This is a genomic window from Bacillus sp. 0102A, assembly GCF_036765155.1.
GTDB lineage: Bacteria > Bacillota > Bacilli > Bacillales > Bacillaceae > Bacillus > Bacillus subtilis_G.
Map to the genome: position 1 here is coordinate 322,163 of NZ_JBAIZW010000003.1, position 17,084 is coordinate 339,246.

Below are 17,084 nucleotides of genomic sequence, written 5' to 3' on the forward strand. Positions count from 1 at the left end.
CCCTTTATATGAAGGGATTTGAAGGTATCCTTTATGAAGGATCTACATAACAGCCAGAAGCTTTACTGGAATCACAGTGCGCCAGAAATCGAAGAAAAGGAAGTCTTTGATTTCAAAAACATATACACATGGAGGTATTTTACACATGAGAATTAACCACAATATCGCAGCGCTTAACACACTGAACCGTTTGTCTTCAAACAACAATGCAAGCTCAAAAAACATGGAGAAGCTTTCTTCAGGTCTTCGTATCAACCGTGCGGGGGATGACGCAGCAGGTCTTGCGATCTCTGAAAAAATGAGAGGACAAATCAGAGGTTTAGAAATGGCTTCTAAAAACTCTCAAGATGGAATCTCTCTTATCCAAACAGCTGAGGGTGCATTGACTGAAACTCACTCAATCCTTCAGCGTGTCCGTGAACTAGTTGTTCAAGCAGGAAACACAGGTACTCAAGATACTACAGATCTTGGCGCTATTCAAGACGAGATTGATTCCTTAGTTGAGGAACTTGGTGGCGGAACTAACGCTAACGGTATCTCTGACCGTACCGAGTTTAACGGTAAGAAACTTCTTAATGGAGATTTCAATTCTACTGATGGAAAAGAGCTCACATTCCAAATTGGTGCAAATGGCGGTCAGCAGCTATCTGTACACATTGAAGATATGAGTGCTAAAGCAATCGGAAAAGTTGATGAAACAAGCGGTGCTCTTGTTTCTGGAAAATCTGTACAAGATATCAATGTGAAAAATTTTGAAACTATTAAGGCTAGCGAAGATGGCGGTTTTAATGACCAATTGGCTATCGTTGATGGAGCAATCAACACAGTTTCAAAACAACGTTCTGAATTAGGTGCGGTACAAAACCGTCTTGAGCACACAATCAACAACTTAGGCGCTTCTGGTGAAAACCTGACAGCTGCTGAGTCTCGTATCCGTGACGTTGACATGGCGAAAGAGATGAGCGAGTTCACAAAGAACAACATTCTTTCTCAAGCTTCTCAAGCGATGCTTGCTCAAGCGAACCAACAGCCGCAAAACGTACTTCAATTATTACGTTAATTTCTGAACGGCTATCGTTCTTTCTGGTAGTCACAGCTTGCCGGCAGTGTCCATTCTTTGGATATGCCGGCAGGCTATTTTTGTTATAATCATTGTGTGACGATCAGGGAAATCACTTGTTTCTTCAAAATAAAAAAGGCAAGATATTGTCATCTAACCTTTCTTTGTTTCAGTTATAATCATTTGCAGCTTTTTCTGCCATTACAACGTCTTCTTATACAACTGCCTGCTTACACTCATTAAATCTTGAACAATATGCGTATTGCTGCTGTCGAGCAGCACTTTTATATATTGAATATCGTGAGAGATCGGAAGAGGCCCGTGAATCTGTTCAAGCTCAGCGATCATTTCACGATTCATTCGTTTTTGTTCATGAATCAGCTTTAACACCGATTCTTGTGTTACTGTATAGTCACTGGGATCTTTATCCATTGCTTGTCCAGCCTCCTTGATTGCCGTAAGCTTTTTACATATTGTAATCGGTACAGCTCTAAGATTCTACTTCTAAAACTTTTTAAAATCCAATTTCCGTAAATCGGAGCATGTCTAAAGAATGAATGTGAAACCTGAAGAGGTTTTAAACGTATGAATAAGTAAAACGTCCCTGACCTTTTGTCATGGGTAATTCACTATAGGAGTGTGGAATGATTTGAACCGTAATCAAGCTATTATTGCATCACTTTGTTATTTCAGTGTGTTCATCGCGCCGATCATTGTGCCGATTGTCGCTTATTTTGTTGTAGATGAGAGAGAAACAAAACGCCATGCGATACGTTCTCTTATTTCTCACATCGTTCCTTTTGCTGGCTGGCTGGTCCTTTTTATCGCTTTTCTGGGCGGAGCCATTGCGTTTGATGGGGACAGCCTGCTGCCTGTATTTGTGATCATTGGGGGAGCGGTTATTTATTTCTTAGTTGTCATTGGCATTATGATTTGGAATGTGATTCAGGGTATTAAGGTGTTGCGCGCAGCATAAGTAGACAATGGGGAGGAGATCGCAATGAAGCAAGAAAAGGAACGAATCCTTAAGCTTGTGGAAGAAGGGAAACTGACAGCACAAGAGGCTTTGACACTGATTGAAAAGCTTGACAGCGACTACAAGGAAAAAGAAGAAAAAATCACAGCGCTCTCAGTTTATGTACATGATGAGGAAGAGCCGTTTACAGCAGCAAAAAAAGAAAGCGGCAAGCCGTCTTTAGGAGCCAAGCTGTTTGACTGGATTGATTCTGCGGTGAAAAAGGTCAAGGAAGTTGATCTTGATTTGAACTTTGGCCATGCGTATGATGTTCAGCACATTTTTCAATTTAAAGATACTGCCCTTTCCAGTGTTGACCTGCAAATCGCCAACGGCAGTGTGAATATCGTTCCTTGGGATGATGAGGATATCAGAGCGGAATGTCAAGCGAAGGTATATCGCGCTGACAGCCAGGATGCGGCGAGACATGCATTTCTTCAGCATATTGAATGTGAAATCAAAGGAAATAAATTTTTTATCCGTACTGAGAAGAAAACGATGAAAACCAATGTGACTTTATATATTCCTCAGAAGGAGTATGATAAGATTCGGGTGAAGCTGTTTAATGGTCCGGTCAGAGGGGAACATTTACATGTAAAAGAGTTCTCGGCGAAAACGACAAACGGCGTGCTGTCGTTCTCGCATTTAACAGCTGAAAAAGCCACAGCGGAAACGGCCAACGGGCAAATTAAGCTTGCAAGCCACAACTGCGGCACGATAGAAGCGGAAACCATTAACGGATTGATCGATCTCCGCGGGAGAAGCGAATCGATTGACGTTCAAAGCTTTAACGGAAATATTGCGATGAACGTAACAGAATCGGATTGCCGCTCCATTTATGCAAAAACGACGACTGGAAATGTGGAGCTTGCGATTCCAGACGATCTTGCCGTGAAGGCAGAGCTGAAAAGCAATCTTGGTTCGCTGTCTCATGAATTAATGGATGTTGAGATGCTGAAAGAAAAAAATGATACCATTCAAAAAGAAATGATGTTCACTTCAAATCAGGCACATGATCAAAACATCACCGTCTTCTCAGAATCATTAACAGGCGCCATCAAACTAAAGTACTCACAGAGGTGATCGAATGAATAGGCTTTATCGTTCAGAGAAAAACAAAAAAATGGCCGGTGTCATCGGCGGTCTCGCGGAATATTTTAATTGGGACGCATCACTCCTCAGAGTCATAACTGTCATTTTAGCTGTTATGACAAGTGTTTTCCCTGTTTTGCTGATATATATCATTTGGATTTTTGTCGTCCCGTCAGAAAGGGAAATGAAATGACATGGTAAAATGGGCAGTCAGCATTTTAGTCAATGCATTGTTATTAATCGTCATTGATGGATATATTGACTCCATCCATGTCAGCAGCATCGGGGCAGCGGTTATCGCCAGCCTCATATTATCGATCTTAAACGTGCTGATTAAACCGCTGTTGATTATCTTCACACTGCCAGTCACCATGGTGACGTTTGGTCTCTTCTTGTTTGTGATTAACGCCATCACGCTTATGATGACCGCGTCCATTATGGGTGACAGTTTTCAAATTGGCGGCTTCGGCACAGCGATATGGGCATCCGTTATCCTATCGGTGTTCCATTTGCTGATTCAAAAAGGCATTTTAGAACCTCTGCAAAAGAAATAAAAAAAGCTGCCATCAAAGGGCAGCTTTTTACATGTGGTGCTTTTTTTGCTTCATGCGCTTTTGCGGCGGATACAGTTGCGGCAGAAGGCAAAAGCTCAATGCGGCAAATATAAGGCCTAAGAGGCCAAACGACATGGCAGACGGCATCATTGTGAGCAGATAGGCAGATATCATCGGACCTGCCGCCATGCCTGTGTATCTGATAAAGTTAAACATTCCGATGGCGCTCCCTCTGTTGTGTTCAAATTCATTGGTGATCATTGTGGAGTACAAGGGAGGGATGACCCCCATTGAGATGCCAAACAATGCCAGTGTGAGTGCCATGAGAATGAGAGAAACGGAATGTGTAACGGCGAACAAAATGATACTGCAGGCCGCTATCACATTGCTGCCGATAAACAAGGTGTTCAGCGTGACTTTTGCCTGTATTCTTTTAAATAGAAACGTACCTGCGATTGTACTTAGCGCCAGTGGCAAATACAACAGCCCTGCAATGCTCACATCAATATGATAATGCTCCGTCAGTAATATCGGGAGGTAGACGATCACTGCAAAATAAATGAAAAAGAGGAAAAAGCTTAAGGTTAAAATGACGTTTCCTGTTCGGTTTGTAAATATTGATTTGTAATGGGTAAAAACATTGCCCTTAGTTTGCTGCTTAGAACCAGCGGGAGAATCTTTGGGAAAGATCATGCTGTTTGCCGCCAGCATAATGACAGAGATGGCCGTAAGCATCCAGAAGATCCCTTCGTACCCGGCTGCTCCGCCGATCAATCCCCCGAGGACAGGTGCGATAGCCGGCGCGGCGGAAAGGAGCATTTGATACGTTCCCATGGCACTTCCGCGTTCCCTGCCTGTAAAAAGCTGTCCGATCGTTGTGGCAGCAATAAGAGGCAGTGCTGCGGACCCGGCTGCCTGTATCATTCTGAATATCAGAAACAAAGTAAAGTCAGTGGTCACCGCACAGCCGATGCTGGCGGCTGCCGTTGCCAGAATACCGGCAATCAATACAAACCGCGCGCCTTTAAAATCGATGATGGTCCCTAATATAATTTGCATAATCGCTGTCACAATCATAAAGACTGAGACTGACAGATTGACCATTGCTGCGGAAACGTGGAACGATTCTTTAATAATCGGGATAATAGGTGAATAAATGTTTTGGCTTAAAGACGCAAAAAATGCACTGAAGCAAACAATATATAAGATCAATACCGCCTTTGATTTCGTTTGAGCCATTGTGTACACCGCCTTTTTGTTTACTTTACAGGTTTATCCGGAGTCTCGTTGGTTTGTTCTGCTTCAAGTGAAGACGTCAGGTTCTCTAAAAATTTTAATACAGCATTTTGCTCATCTTGTGAGAATGAATCGAGGAATTGGTAAAAAGCCAGTTCCTTTTTTTTATGCAGTTTCTCATGCAAGTCGAAAATCCGTCTGCCTTTACGAGTTAACTTGAAATACACTTCTTTCTTGTTATCTGTCAGCTGATAGCTGTTAATGAATTCTTCCTTAATCAGTTTTGTGCTGATTTTCGTTACATTTGCCTTCGATAAATTCATTTTTCTGGCGATTCCCGCGTTGTTAATGGGTTCATGCCGGCCGATACAGTCAATGACATGAATGCTTGTCATGTTTTTAGGAACATCCATCACATCCTTTTCTGCGGCCTCCTTAAAAAACTGCTGAAGTGAAGTGTTCGCTTTTTGTTCATTAAGGTGCAGCAGTCTCACGTATATGTCGTATATCATCTGCTTTGTCAAATTAGACATAGGCAACCTTCTTTCTTAGAAATTATAGTTTACAAAGAAATAATAATAATATTGTTTACTGGTGAACGATTCAATTTTATCTTTTCTTGTTTTCGTTGTCAATTGCTGGTGTTTAAACTTTATTTGCTGTTAGTCATGCTAAATATAAGTGTAAAAAGTGTGTGAAAAATGTGACATTAACATTTATTTTCAATTATTTGGGTACTGATTGTATTGACGGAAGGAAAAATAAGGGATAAAATAACTAATGTTTACTAGTAAACATTTATTAGGTGTACATTGTAATGAATCCAAAAAGAAGTTGAAATCTGAACAAAATTCACTTGGAAACTTTAAGTGCTGCCTGCCATTCGTCTTGTTCAGTTGTACCAGTTGTTCCATCCCATGTTTGAGGGTGAAGACTTAAAGCGGGATAAGTTTTTAGGGGTGAATGAGATGACTGAAATGGTGACGGAAAAAAAGCCGGCAGATTTTACTGCTGAGTCTCTGACACAAAACTGCAGAGAAATATTTGAACGGCGCCGGCATGTTTTAGTGGGTATCAGCCCGTTTAACAGCAGATTTTCTGAGGATTATATTTACAGATTGATTGGTTGGGCAACCGCTGAATTTAAGAGTGTTTCTGTTTTGCTTGCGGGGCATGAGGCGGCTAATCTTCTTGAAGCGCTCGGAACTCCCAGAGGCAAGGCGGAACGAAAAGTAAGGAAAGAGGTATCGCGAAACAGAAGGTTTGCAGAAAGGGCTCTTGCAGCTCATGGCGGGGACCCGAAGGCGATTCATACATTTTCTGATTTCACGGAAAACAAAGCCTACCAGCTGATGAGACAAGAAGTTGAACATGCGTTTTTTGAACAGCCTCATTTTCGGGAGGCTTGTTTGGACATGTCTCGTGAGGCGATGATCGGGCGTGCGCGCGGCATCAGCTTGATGATGGAAGAAGTCAGTGAGGATATGCTGAATCTTGCTGTGGAATATGTCATAGCAGAGATGCCGTTTTTTATTGGAGCACCGGATATTTTAGAGGTGGAAGAGACGCTCCTTGCTTATCATCGTCCATGGAAGCTGGGTGAGCAGATCAGTAATCATGAATTTTCTATTCGTATGCGGCCGAACCAAGGATATCTCATTGTGCAGGAAATGGAGCAGATGCTTTCTGAATCACGGATTACATCTGAAGGATGATAGGGGGAGTAAACATGAGTCAATCCATTAAATTGTTTAGTGTGCTTTCTGATCAATTTCAAGAAAATCCATATGCTTATTTTTCACAGCTGCGGGAGGAAGATCCTGTTCATTATGAAGAGTCGATAGACAGCTATTTTATCAGCCGCTATCACGATGTCCGCTATATCCTTCAGCATCCGGATATCTTTACGACGAAATCACTTGTTGAGCGTGCTGAACCGGTCATGCGCGGCCCTGTGCTCGCCCAAATGCATGGAAAAGAACACTCCGCAAAAAGAAGAATTGTAGTGAGAAGCTTTGTCGGGGACGCATTGGATCATCTGTCACCATTGATTAAACAAAATGCAGAAAACTTGTTAGCTCCTTATCTTGAAAAAGGGAGAATCGATCTCGTCAATGATTTTGGAAAGACGTTTGCCGTGTGTGTCACGATGGACATGCTCGGGCTGGATAAAAGAGATCATGAAAAAATCGCCGAGTGGCACAGCGGAGTTGCCGATTTTATTACGAGTATCTCTCAGACTCCTGAAGCGCGAGCGCATTCTTTATGGTGCAGCGAACAGCTTTCCCAATACTTGATGCCTGTCATCGAAGAACGCCGCCTCAATCCGGGATCAGATTTAATTTCTATCCTATGTACTTCTGAATATGAAGGCATGGCGATGTCGGACAAGGATATACTGGCCCTGATTCTCAATGTGCTGTTAGCGGCAACGGAACCGGCGGATAAGACGCTGGCGCTGATGATCTATCATTTGCTCAACAATCCTGAGCAGATGAATGATGTTTTGGCTGACCGTTCGTTAGTGTCAAGAGCCATCGCGGAGACGTTGCGTTATAAACCGCCGGTTCAGCTGATTCCGCGGCAGCTGTCCCAAGATACGGCGGTCGGCGGTATAGAAATCAAAAAAGATACGATTGTTTTTTGTATGATCGGAGCAGCTAACCGGGACCCCGAAGCGTTTGAACATCCTGACGTATTTAATATTCATCGGGAAGACCTCGGCATCAAGAGCGCTTTTAGCGGTGCCGCCCGGCATCTCGCTTTCGGATCCGGCATCCATAACTGTGTAGGAGCAGCTTTTGCCAAAACCGAAATCGAGATTGTAGCCAATATTGTACTGGATAGCATGCGGAATATCCGATTAGAGGAAGGTTTTCGTTATGCTGAGTCCGGTTTGTATACACGCGGACCCGTTTCACTTCATATTACGTTTGACAGAGTTTAATAAGATTCAAAGGTCTCTCCCATGCGGGCGAGGCTTTTTTTACATATGTTTTACCCATAAGTTGAAAAACGCAGTCACTGTTTTTAAATCATCAATTGAAAATTCATTGAAGAGCCGCTTGTACTGCTCCTTAGCTTTTTCATGAAGCTGTTCATGGAATGCCGCCAGTTCTCTGCCGCTTTCAGTTAACGTATAAAAAGTTTCTTTTTTATTGCCGGGCTTTTTTTTCACTGTGACGATATTGTGTTTCAACAAAGCTTGAACCGCTTTTGAAATAGCTGCTTTTGAGATATGTAAGCGGGATGCCAGAAAGCTGTTATTCACATTTTGGCTGGTGTGTATGCAGGAAACAATATGAAGCTGGGTCAATGTCCAGTCTTTTTTGAGGTGACCAAGATGTTCTGAGGACATATCGCTGGACGGTATTTGCACCTTTTGCAAGACGCGTTTATCCCTTTTAAATGCGAATTGTTGTATCGCTTGAAATAATTCATCATGTATGCTGTTGTTCATCAATCTGCCTCTCTGATTTAATTGTTAACTGGTTAACTATTCCTATTTTACTGGTTAATAGTGGGATTTTCAAGAGATAGACGCTTTTTTGTTCTTTTTGCACAAAAATGAACTCATAAGCTTCCCTGTTCAGACGCAAAATACATGAAAAGGGAGGTGCTTTAATGAGGAAATACACAGTTATCGCTTCTTTATTTTTGTCTTTTCTTTCAGTTTTGTCTGGCGGCCATCATGAACCGAAAGTTTTCCCTGTTACAAAACAGGAACCATTCCAAACGCCTCATTACATACCCTTGCTTGAAAATCCTCCTCAAATCGATGTGAAAGCTGAAATGAAAAGCAATCTGATGATTGAGGCTCAAGTGCGTGACAATGAGTATCAAGCATTTTCTGCCTTTCTTTTTTATAAACAAAGTAATGAGCTGGGCTACAAAATGGTGCCGATGGACCCGACACCCGGAGCGATTCACAAGTTTTTGGCGCAAATTCCAAAACGATTGATTTGGAACAGCGAGCTTGAGTATTACATTGTGATTTCGAATGGGAAGCAGCGGGCCGAGTCGGGGACAAAAAAACTGAAGCTTGAAGGCTATCAAGCGGATCTTGCCCATATTCCGGAGCTTCTGATTACAGAGCTGGCGGTTGATACAAAGAATACGGGACGTGCAGATGGTTATGAATTTATTGAGATTTACAATACGACTGACAGAACGATTGATTTTAAAGACTATCATATCCGTTACCGCTATCCGAAAGAAGGGCCTGATTCGGATCTGATTTGGAGACCTGAAGAAAGGATCACGATTCCATCCGGCGAAACGTTTGTGGTTTGGCTGAAGCCTGCCGGTCATCCAGAATTGACGGCGGGGGATTTCAATCGATATTACCAGACACAATTAACGGAAGGGAAAAATCTGGCGGTGATAGAAGAGACAGAGGGCATGGCCAATACCAGGCCGCGGGCAGTTGTGATATCAACGAATACAGGAAAAGATATCTCGGTTGCGCATTATCGGAAACATGCGCTTCGCCGGCTCTCGTCTGTGCTTTACAAATATCCGCTTGACGGAACCGCAGAACTTCTCAATATTTCAATCGGAGAAAAGAATCCGTCTCCCGGAACTGTATTACAGGCGCAGGTGCCCGAGCAGAAACGAAAAATCAAGCTTGATAAAGAAAAACCGGTTATTGAGGATTTGACTGACCGTAAGCCTGTCCGTCCTGCTGAAAGCATTGAGCTGCGGGCTGACATTCGGGACCGCAATCTTGTGAAAACTGCGGCCTTTTACTATCGGACAGATGAAAATAAACCGTTTAAGCGCATTCTCGCTGAAAAAGACCGCAACGACAATCTCTACCATTATATTGTGTATTCGCCTGAACTGATCGGGAAGGATCAGCTTGAGTATTACGTGGCGGCTGGGGACGGGAGCAATGAAGCGAAAACGCCGGTCAAAATGATTGATATTAAACAAACAAGCAAATCGCACGGTTTGCGTATGAACATTGAAAACAGAGACACGCTGTCGGGAACCCAGTTCCTCAAAGCGACAACAGACGGGCACACTGGCAGCATTAAGCTATGGATTGACGGAAAAAAACAAGTGCCAGAGCCTGCTATGGAAAAAGAAGTGTATTTTGCGTTCGATACGAGAAAAACAAATCTCTACTTTAAAAACGCAGTCACAATGGAAGGCAAAGTGCTAAAGGTGTTTGATGATACGACAAATAAATACCGCACCTATTCTGTTCCATTGCCAGAAACGCTGCTTCGGAAAGGAAAGCAGCTACAGCGTATTACCATACGTTCAGGTTCGAAGGTGTCTCCATTTGATACGGCTGAAAACCGTGATGATTTCTTAGTCAAAAACGCCCGATTGGTGTTATCGGATGGGACGGTTATCAGGGATCCGAGGGTTTCTCCTGAGAAGGAACTCTTTATTGGGGATAATCAGCGCTCGAAAAAAAGCTGGCAATTTCAATTCAATCTGCCTGACGGCTTGTTTACGTCACAGCTGCTGGAGTGGGATACGTCAAAGCTATCTGAAGGTGCTCACCATATTCAAGCAAGCGACGGCAAGGAAAATGTAAGCTTGGTTGTGCGGGTAGATAATTCAGGGCCCCACATCGAGCCGAATATCACCGAGGGACAAACGTACAAAGGTAACCTCATCCTGCAGGCGGATATGTATGACAAATGGAGCAAAATTGAGGAAGTGGAGGCGTCTTTAGATGGTGAAAGCATTACACTCCCATACCATACGTCATCTTCTGAACTATCGCCGGGAAAACATTCTCTAAAAGTGACAGCAACGGACCTCGCGGGCAATAAAACGGTCATAGAGCGGACGTTTAAAACAGAACGGGAGCATCCGGATCAGCCGGAGGTCATAGACAGCGAAGCCGATACACATAGGGCAAAGCTTTCTGTACGGGTGAAGGACCCGACGAATGACGCCATGAATGTCGCTTTTTATAGAGGATTTCAATATACAGCGCGAAACAATGTGAAAATATTCAAGCACGCGTCACTGACTGAACCGCCGAAAAGCTTTGTGCCGGAAAGTGAGACCCCGTTTACGAATCAAGAATTGGAGCGGGTATCAGCCGCTGACAAAAAAACAGTATCGACAGAAAAGAAGGAGCTTTTCCCTTATCATCGCTTTGAAGTGACGGTTGATCCGTCAGTTGATGAGAATGACTTGGCGGAAGCGGTCTGGCAGGGGAGTTCTTTATCGGGGAGAAAGGTGACGATGTATACTTGGAATTATCGGACAAACGAGTGGCAGACGGTTGACAGCTGCGTTGCCAAGGATGACAAACCGTTTACGCTGAAGGCGTCTGTGATCGTCTCAGATTTTGTACGGCAGTCGAAGATGAATGTGATTGTCCAGGATGAAATTCCTCCAGCGAAGGATATGTATACATTTGTCTGGATGTCTGATACACAGTATTACGCCGAAAGCTATCCGCATATTTTTGATAAACAGACCGCATGGATCAAAAATAATCAAAAGCGGCTCAATGTCAAATATGTGTTTCACACGGGTGATATTGTAGATGATTCTGCCGATATCAGACAGTGGAAAAACGCTGATCGGTCAATGTCTGTTCTGGATAAGAACGGAATTCCATACGGCGTGCTGGCTGGCAACCACGATGTCGGGCATAAGGACGGCTCCTACAGGGCGTTTGGCAAATACTTTGGCAGCCACCGTTTTGATAAAAAATTGCATTATGGCGGTTCCTATAAAAATAACCGCGGACATTATGACTTGATTTCGAGCAACGGCAATGATTATATCATGCTGTACATGGGGTGGGGCATTACCGATGAAGACATCGCGTGGATGAATCAGGTACTGAAGAAGCACCCTGACCGGATGGCTGTTTTAGCTTTTCATGAGTATTTGCTGGTCAGCGGAAACAGAAGCCCGATCGGAGAGAAAATATTCAAAAAAGTGGTTAAGCCGAATCCGAATGTCGTGATGGTGTTGAGCGGGCATTATCATAGTGCGATGAGAAAAACTGATGAGCTTGATGATGATGGTGATGGAAAGCCGGATCGCCTCGTGCATCAAATGCTGGCCGATTATCAGGGCGGACCGGAAGGCGGACAAGGATATTTACGTTTGCTGCAATTTGACCAGGCGAATGATATGGTGCATGTGTCGACGTACTCTCCGTATTTACATGATAAGAACTACTATGATACGGATACCTACGGAAACAAGGATGAGTTTTCTCTTTCGCTTGATTTGAAGCCGAGGATCAAAAAGGTGGAAACCGATTATTTTGAATGTAATGTATATACCAATGAAGAGCTTGGAAAACGGGAGCAAGTGAAGAGCGGGGATACTGCTGAATTCCGCTGGGATCATCTTGAGCCGCACTCTGTTTATTATTGGTACACCATTGTGGAAGACAGTTTTAACGGCAAAACGAAATCACCGATCTGGAAGTTCAAAACGAAAGAAGAGACATATCGTCCGGCTCCAGACCAGTTAGATTTTCGCCATGTCTCCAATCCTTAAAAAGGGTTGGAGATTTTTTTATGAAAGTCGATCCATGTAATGGACAAATGTATAACGGTCGCCCCTGTATACAGATTTTGCATGTTCAAAAGCAGTTCCGTTCTGTAAATACGTTGTTCGTTTGATTAAGAGGACAGGCGCCCCCTTTTGAATGCCGAGAATGCTTGCTTCATCCGATGTTGCAGCGCTTGGTTCAAGCTCCTGTTTTGCGCGGGAAATCGGTATGCGGTTGTACTTTTCAATATGCTCGTAAATTGACGACTGAAAATGCGATTCGTTTAACTCACCCGCAAGCTCAAACGGAATATGCGAGGATTCAATCGCCATCGGAATATCATTTGCCAGCCGCACCCGAGTGATTTTATGGATAAGGGAGGGGTGCCCACAGCCTAATATAGCGGCGAGCTCCTCCGTTGAATCAATAAGCTGATAATGAAGGAGCCTGCTGCCGGGTGTCATCCCACGGCTTTTCATATCCTCCGTAAAGCTTGTCAGCCCTTGTAGTGCTTGTTCCATTTTTGGCTTGCTGACAAAGGTGCCTCGACCTTTGAGGCGATAGAGAAAGCCTTCATTGACTAAATTAGAAAGCGCCTGTCGAACCGTCATCCGGCTGATTCCGAATTGTTCGGCATATTCACGCTCGGAGGGAAGAGGCATATCCGGCTGCAACTCTCCGCTCTTCATTTGGGCTTTTAATTGCTCCATAATTTGATAATAAATCGGAATGGGCGATTGTTTATCGATATTCATAAGTCAGCATGTTCCTTTCAAGGCCTTAATGCCGCTGCTTCACGATCTATTAAAACCGTAACATCGGAATGCAGGTGCAAAGCAGACGCGGGGAAATCTTCGCTTATGTCTCCTTCTAACAGCTTTTTCACAGCTGCTGCCTTGTTTTCGCCGGAAATAAGCAGCAGAATGCGTTTGCTTGAGAGAATCGTCTGTATGCCCATTGTGAGCGCTTTTTTCGGCACACTGTCTATTGAAGAAAAATATCTGGCATTCGCCTGACGGGTTTGTTCATTTAATGTCACAATGTGTGTTCGCGACTTGAAAGGCGTTCCCGGTTCGTTAAAGCCGATATGTCCGTTCCGGCCGATGCCGAGAAGCTGAATGTCAGTGCCGCCGAGAGATTCGATTAATTGTTCGTACCGCCCGCATTCGGCTTCCAGATCGTCTGCATTTCCATTGGGAATAAAATGCCGGCTCGGCTGACTGTCAATATGCTGAAAAAAACGATGATTCATATAGAAGTGATAGCTGTTCGGGTCATCACTTGAAAGTCCGGCGTATTCATCCAAATTAACCGTAGTGACGTTTTGAAATGAGAGGTTCTCAGTTTGGTGCAGGCGGATCAGCTCGCGATACGTGCCTTCGGGTGTGCCGCCTGTCGCTAAACCGAGAACGGCGCCAGGTTTTTCCGTGATCGTGTCTGCCGTTATTTTGGCTGCTTTTTGGCTTAGCTCTTCATATGTTTGACATTCCATTAGTTTCATATCTGGTCAGCCTCCTTGGATATAAATGCAATGTTTCCGCGGCAGATGGTGAGAATGACCTCGCAATCGCTGCTGACAACCACAAGATCCGCATCTTTTCCCTCTGTCACACTGCCTTTACGGTCAAAGATGCCCAGCTGTTTGGCCGCGTTTGCAGAAGTTATATTAGCTATATCCGTCCAAGAACAATTTGTAAACTCACGCATATGCCGTGCGCCTTCGTTCATTTTGAGGATTGAACCGGCAAGTGTTCCATCTGAAAGAAGAGCTGTTTTTCCTCTTACCGTCACACTTTGGCCGCCGAACTCGTATACACCGTCTTTCAGGCCTTTCGCCCTCATTGAATCAGTAATTAAAATGAGCTTGCTGCTGCCTTTTGCCAAAAAAGCCAGCTTTGCTGCTAAAGGATGGGAGTGGATGCCGTCGGCAATAAGCTCTGTCACAAATCCATCATGGGCAAGCGCCGTTCCGATCACTCCGGGCTCTCGGTGATGAAACGGACTCATCGCGTTGTAAAGATGAGTCATATGGCTCGCGCCTGCTTTCGCAGCCTCCGACAGTAATGCGGAGTCGGCATCTGTGTGCCCCATTGAAGCGATAATCGATTCGTCTTTCAAATAGCGGATCAGTTCAAAATGCCGATCCTCTTCAGGCGCAAGTGTGACAATTTTGATCAGTCCGCCCGCCTCCTGCTGCCACTTTTTGAAAAGGGCAACATCCGTAGGCCTGATCCATTCCTTTGGCTGCGCTCCGGCTCTTTTAGGTGAAACAAAGGGTCCCTCTAAATGAATGCCGAGCAGTTCCGCACCTAATAAAGAGGATTCTTCAGCTGCTTTCCAATCTCTTGCATTCACCATAGCTCGAGAAATGTGCCCGTGTTCCTGGGTAATGGTTGTTGCTAAAAAGCTCGTCGTTCCTTCTTCGGGCAGTCTTGACGACATGGTGTCGAGGGCGGATAAGTTTGCATCCATCGTATCTGCGCCATAGCCGCCGTGAATATGAATGTCAATCATGCCGGGAAGCAAAACGGAATCTGCCGGTGCTTGAATCTCTTTTGAATAAGACTCTTTAGGCCGTTCTGTTGTGACTGTGCTGATCTTTCCGTCATTGATTCCGACATAGCCTTTTTTGATTCCTTCATTTTCTGTCACGATCGCGACGTCTTTGATAAGAAGACTTTCTGCCATAGGTCATCCGCCTTTCTGGAATATGAATACACTTATTTTACTCCTTTTCAGACTAGTGATCTAGACCAGCTGAGGTGTTTTCCTGTCTTTTATAAAATCTGTTTTGGGTTCAAGCCCGAAAGTGATAAAATGAAAGTATTGTGAGCAAGCTCGGGGCAGCCCGGAACAGGAGGAACAGATCGTGGCAAAAGTTCGCACAAAAGACGTAATGGAACAGTTCAATTTGGAACTAATCAGCGGAGAAGAAGGGGTTAACCGCCCGATTACCATGAGTGACTTATCAAGACCAGGCATTGAAATTGCCGGATATTTTACATATTACCCGAGAGAACGCGTGCAGCTTCTCGGAAAAACAGAGCTTTCTTTCTTTGAGCAGCTGCCGGAAGAGGATAAAAAGCAGCGAATGGAATCTCTGTGCACGGATGTAACACCAGCTATTATTCTTTCTAGAGATATGCCTATCCCGCAGGAGCTGATTGATGCTTCCGAGAAAAACGGTGTGCCTGTCCTCAGATCGCCTCTGAAAACGACTAGGCTGTCAAGCCGTTTAACCAACTTTCTAGAGAGCCGGTTGGCGCCTACCACGGCGATTCATGGCGTTCTTGTTGATATATACGGCGTCGGCGTGCTGATCACAGGAAAAAGCGGTGTCGGGAAAAGTGAAACCGCGCTGGAGCTTGTGAAAAGGGGACATCGCCTCGTTGCCGATGATTGCGTTGAAATTCGGCAGGAGGATCAGGATACCCTTGTCGGAAACGCTCCGGAATTAATTGAGCATCTTCTGGAAATCAGGGGGCTCGGCATTATCAACGTGATGACGCTGTTTGGTGCCGGCGCTGTCAGAAGCAATAAACGAATCACGATTGTCATGAATCTAGAACTCTGGGAGCAGGGCAAGCAGTACGACCGTCTCGGACTTGAGGAAGAAACCATGAAAATCATTGATACGGAAGTGACAAAACTGACGATTCCCGTCCGTCCGGGCCGAAATCTCGCAGTCATTATTGAAGTGGCAGCAATGAACTTCAGATTGAAACGGATGGGTCTGAATGCCGCCGAGCAATTTACCACTAAGCTGGCGGACGTCATTGAAGACGGTGAACAAGACGAATAGGAGTTGGCGTTAAATGAATGAAGCGATAGAACCACTCAATCCGATAGCTTTTCAGCTGGGACCGTTAGCCGTCCATTGGTACGGAATCATTATCGGTCTCGGTGCTTTGCTTGGACTTTGGATTGCGATGAGGGAAAGTGAGAGACTGGGGCTGCAGAAAGATACGTTTATCGATCTTGTCCTGTTTGCCATTCCGATTGCGATTATTTGCGCCCGAATTTATTACGTTGCATTTGAATGGGATTATTATGCGGCGCATCTGGGAGAAATCATTAAGATTTGGAAGGGCGGCATTGCCATTCACGGCGGGTTAATCGGGGCCATTTTAACAGGTTATGTGTTTTCAAGAGTAAAAAACCTTTCGTTCTGGAAGCTTGCGGATATTGCCGCGCCAAGCATTTTACTCGGACAGGCGATCGGCCGCTGGGGAAACTTCATGAATCAGGAAGCACACGGCGAGGCAGTCAGCAGAGCCTTTTTGGAAAGCCTGCATCTGCCTGACTTTATCATCAATCAAATGTACATCAACGGACAATATTATCACCCTACTTTTTTATATGAATCACTATGGAGCTTTGTCGGCGTCATTGTTTTGCTGTTCCTGCGCAAAGCAAATTTGCGCAGAGGCGAGATGTTCTTGATCTATATCATCTGGTATTCAATCGGAAGATACTTTATTGAAGGAATGCGGACGGACAGCTTAATGCTGACTGATGCACTTCGCATCGCTCAGGTGATTTCAATCGTATTGATTGTTTTGGCTGTGGCAGCCATCATTTTCAGACGGGTCAAAGGATACTCGAAGGAGCGGTACGCGGAGTAGACGCCAACAAAGG

General features: G+C 44.5%; 17 protein-coding genes. 10 read left to right on the forward strand and 7 right to left on the reverse strand.

Translation table 11 applies throughout. From position 1 onward, the window contains the following. Positions 1 to 145 precede the first annotated feature (145 nt). On the forward strand, positions 146 to 1,060 hold the full coding sequence (gene hag, locus V6D41_RS09820) for a flagellin Hag (RefSeq protein ID WP_253268595.1): 915 nt from the start codon (positions 146 to 148) through the stop codon (positions 1,058 to 1,060). A 201-nt stretch (positions 1,061 to 1,261) separates the two neighbouring features. On the opposite strand, the gene V6D41_RS09825 is transcribed toward hag, so the two are convergent. After that, positions 1,262 to 1,492: a hypothetical protein gene (locus tag V6D41_RS09825; RefSeq protein WP_333518066.1), complete on the reverse strand. Its 231-nt coding sequence runs from the start codon at positions 1,490 to 1,492 to the stop codon at positions 1,262 to 1,264. A 217-nt stretch (positions 1,493 to 1,709) separates the two neighbouring features. Between V6D41_RS09825 and V6D41_RS09830 the strand changes: the two genes are divergently transcribed. Genes V6D41_RS09830 through V6D41_RS09845 form a run of 4 tightly spaced genes read left to right on the forward strand, consistent with a single transcriptional unit; the run spans position 1,710 to position 3,721 of the window. Beyond that, positions 1,710 to 2,036 carry a hypothetical protein gene (locus V6D41_RS09830; RefSeq protein WP_333518067.1) on the forward strand — a complete coding sequence of 109 codons (327 nt, stop codon included), beginning with the start codon at positions 1,710 to 1,712 and terminating at the stop codon, positions 2,034 to 2,036. Positions 2,037 to 2,060: 24 nt separating this feature from the next. Continuing rightward, entirely contained in the window at positions 2,061 to 3,158 is a 1,098-nt protein-coding gene (locus V6D41_RS09835) for a DUF4097 family beta strand repeat-containing protein (protein WP_333518068.1), read from the forward strand. Positions 3,159 to 3,162: 4 nt separating this feature from the next. Further along, on the forward strand, positions 3,163 to 3,360 hold the full coding sequence (locus V6D41_RS09840; RefSeq protein ID WP_148962656.1) for a PspC domain-containing protein: 198 nt from the start codon (positions 3,163 to 3,165) through the stop codon (positions 3,358 to 3,360). 1 nt (position 3,361) lies between these two features. Beyond that, positions 3,362 to 3,721, forward strand: coding sequence for a phage holin family protein (locus V6D41_RS09845; RefSeq protein WP_148962657.1), 360 nt, complete (start codon positions 3,362 to 3,364; stop codon positions 3,719 to 3,721). Between the two features lie 27 nt (positions 3,722 to 3,748). Here V6D41_RS09845 and V6D41_RS09850 read toward each other — a convergent pair whose 3' ends face one another. Next, entirely contained in the window at positions 3,749 to 4,960 is a 1,212-nt protein-coding gene (locus tag V6D41_RS09850; protein ID WP_333518069.1) for an MFS transporter, read from the reverse strand. A 20-nt stretch (positions 4,961 to 4,980) separates the two neighbouring features. Next, positions 4,981 to 5,490: a MarR family transcriptional regulator gene (locus tag V6D41_RS09855; RefSeq protein ID WP_148962659.1), complete on the reverse strand. Its 510-nt coding sequence runs from the start codon at positions 5,488 to 5,490 to the stop codon at positions 4,981 to 4,983. A 435-nt stretch (positions 5,491 to 5,925) separates the two neighbouring features. Here V6D41_RS09855 and pchC point away from each other — a divergent pair, with 435 nt between their 5' ends. Then, entirely contained in the window at positions 5,926 to 6,672 is a 747-nt protein-coding gene (pchC, locus tag V6D41_RS09860) for a cyclo(L-leucyl-L-leucyl) synthase (RefSeq protein ID WP_333518070.1), read from the forward strand. A gap of 14 nt (positions 6,673 to 6,686) precedes the next feature. Beyond that, a complete protein-coding gene (gene cypX, locus V6D41_RS09865; protein WP_333518071.1) occupies positions 6,687 to 7,904 on the forward strand; it encodes a pulcherriminic acid synthase in 1,218 nt (405 codons plus the stop codon). A gap of 39 nt (positions 7,905 to 7,943) precedes the next feature. Here the strand turns inward: cypX and V6D41_RS09870 are convergent, their stop codons facing one another. Beyond that, the gene (locus V6D41_RS09870; RefSeq protein ID WP_333518072.1) at positions 7,944 to 8,417 is read right to left on the reverse strand and encodes a MarR family transcriptional regulator; all 474 of its coding nucleotides are present in this window, start codon (positions 8,415 to 8,417) and stop codon (positions 7,944 to 7,946) included. A 164-nt stretch (positions 8,418 to 8,581) separates the two neighbouring features. Here V6D41_RS09870 and V6D41_RS09875 point away from each other — a divergent pair, with 164 nt between their 5' ends. Then, entirely contained in the window at positions 8,582 to 12,451 is a 3,870-nt protein-coding gene (locus V6D41_RS09875) for a metallophosphoesterase (RefSeq protein ID WP_333518073.1), read from the forward strand. A gap of 18 nt (positions 12,452 to 12,469) precedes the next feature. Here the strand turns inward: V6D41_RS09875 and nagR are convergent, their stop codons facing one another. Genes nagR through nagA form a run of 3 tightly spaced genes read right to left on the reverse strand, consistent with a single transcriptional unit; the run spans position 12,470 to position 15,134 of the window. Then, positions 12,470 to 13,201 (reverse strand): N-acetylglucosamine utilization transcriptional regulator NagR, encoded by a 732-nt coding sequence (gene nagR / locus V6D41_RS09880; RefSeq protein WP_289348352.1) that lies wholly within the window; start codon positions 13,199 to 13,201, stop codon positions 12,470 to 12,472. A 17-nt stretch (positions 13,202 to 13,218) separates the two neighbouring features. Beyond that, complete coding sequence (nagB, locus tag V6D41_RS09885; protein WP_333518074.1) at positions 13,219 to 13,947, reverse strand: glucosamine-6-phosphate deaminase; 729 nt, start codon at positions 13,945 to 13,947, stop codon at positions 13,219 to 13,221. Beyond that, the gene (nagA, locus tag V6D41_RS09890) at positions 13,944 to 15,134 is read right to left on the reverse strand and encodes an N-acetylglucosamine-6-phosphate deacetylase (RefSeq protein WP_333518075.1); all 1,191 of its coding nucleotides are present in this window, start codon (positions 15,132 to 15,134) and stop codon (positions 13,944 to 13,946) included. The genes nagB and nagA overlap by 4 nt, the downstream gene beginning before the upstream one ends. 181 nt (positions 15,135 to 15,315) lie before the next feature. Here nagA and hprK point away from each other — a divergent pair, with 181 nt between their 5' ends. Together hprK and lgt are read left to right on the forward strand one after the other, a co-directional pair. Next, positions 15,316 to 16,248, forward strand: a complete 933-nt coding sequence (hprK, locus tag V6D41_RS09895) for an HPr(Ser) kinase/phosphatase (RefSeq protein WP_010328731.1) — start codon at positions 15,316 to 15,318, stop codon at positions 16,246 to 16,248. Between the two features lie 13 nt (positions 16,249 to 16,261). Further along, positions 16,262 to 17,071 (forward strand): prolipoprotein diacylglyceryl transferase, encoded by an 810-nt coding sequence (gene lgt, locus V6D41_RS09900; RefSeq protein WP_333518076.1) that lies wholly within the window; start codon positions 16,262 to 16,264, stop codon positions 17,069 to 17,071. Positions 17,072 to 17,084 lie beyond the last annotated feature (13 nt).